General features: G+C 65.8%; 3 protein-coding genes. All 3 read right to left on the reverse strand.

The features are described 5' to 3' along the window. Nucleotides 1–525: cation transporter (locus JCM9942_RS16820; RefSeq protein WP_157723032.1), on the reverse strand; the 525-nt coding region annotated here is incomplete at its 3' end. A 10-nt stretch (nt 526–535) separates the two neighbouring features. After that, the gene (merP, locus tag JCM9942_RS16825) at nt 536–814 is read right to left on the reverse strand and encodes a mercury resistance system periplasmic binding protein MerP (RefSeq protein ID WP_054660980.1); all 279 of its coding nucleotides are present in this window, start codon (nt 812–814) and stop codon (nt 536–538) included. 12 nt (nt 815–826) lie between these two features. Further along, the coding region (locus tag JCM9942_RS16830) for a mercuric transporter MerT family protein (RefSeq protein WP_256202418.1) at nt 827–967 on the reverse strand (141 nt) is incomplete at its 5' end.

Here is a 967-nt window from a genome sequence, read left to right on the forward strand (position 1 = left end):
CTTCGGCGAGGCGGCGGCAATGCCGTCATCGAACGGACTCTCGCGACGCAGATGCGCAATGTGGGCAGCGCGGATCATGATCTTGGACGGCACACATCCGACGTTGACGCAGGTGCCGCCGAGAGTGCTGCGCTCGATCAGCGTCACACGCGCCCCTTGCTCGACGGCCTTCAACGCCGCCGCCATCGCCGCGCCGCCGCTGCCGATCACGGCCACGTGCAGTGCAGCCTCATCGTCCTCGCGCTTTGGTTCGCCGCCCAGCCGCTCTTGTGCATTGTTCAGCAGGTCGCTGGGTTGCCCCGGCGCATCGGCAAGCTGCGCTCGGTAACCGAGTGCGGATACCGCCGCGACCAGCGAGGTCACGTCCGCGGCGGTACCTACGCTGGCCTCAATCTCGGCCCGGCGCTGTGGGTAGGACACTGAGGCCGAACGCACGCCGGGCACCTTTTCCAAGGTCTGCTTGACGTGCTCGGCGCACGACCCGCAGGTCATGCCACCGATGTGCAGCGTGATCGCCTCGGTCATGAGCGTGTGCTCACTTCTTGACGGTAGACGGGTAGCCGGCGTTCTCGGTGGCTTTGGTCAACGCGGCCGGAGTGGTCTTGGCATCGTCGTAGGTTACCACCGCCTCCTTGGGCTCCCAGGTCACCTTGGCCTCGATGACGCCTTCGACCTTGGTCAGCGCCTTTTTGACCGTGATCGGACAGGTGGCGCAGGTCATGCTCGGCACCGACAGCATGACGGTTTTGGTGGCGGCCCAGGCGGGAGCGCTGAGGGCAACGGTCAGAGCGAGCAATGCGACGAGTTTCTTCATGGCAATCTCCTTTCAGTAGAACAGGGGCATGAGGTAGGGGAACACGAGCGCGATCAGCACCAGGGCGGTGACGATCCAGAAGATCACCTTGTAGGCCGTCCGCACCTGGGGCACGGCGCATGCGTCGTCCGGCGCGCAGGCGCGAGCCGGCCG

Source organism: Stenotrophomonas pictorum JCM 9942 (assembly GCF_001310775.1).
Lineage (GTDB): Bacteria > Pseudomonadota > Gammaproteobacteria > Xanthomonadales > Xanthomonadaceae > Stenotrophomonas > Stenotrophomonas pictorum.

What these genes read in the sequence shown, in the direction of transcription:
- merP (WP_054660980.1), bottom strand. Translation starts at nt 814, where the DNA reads ATGAAGAAACTCGTCGCATTGCTCGCTCTGACCGTTGCCCTCAGCGCT.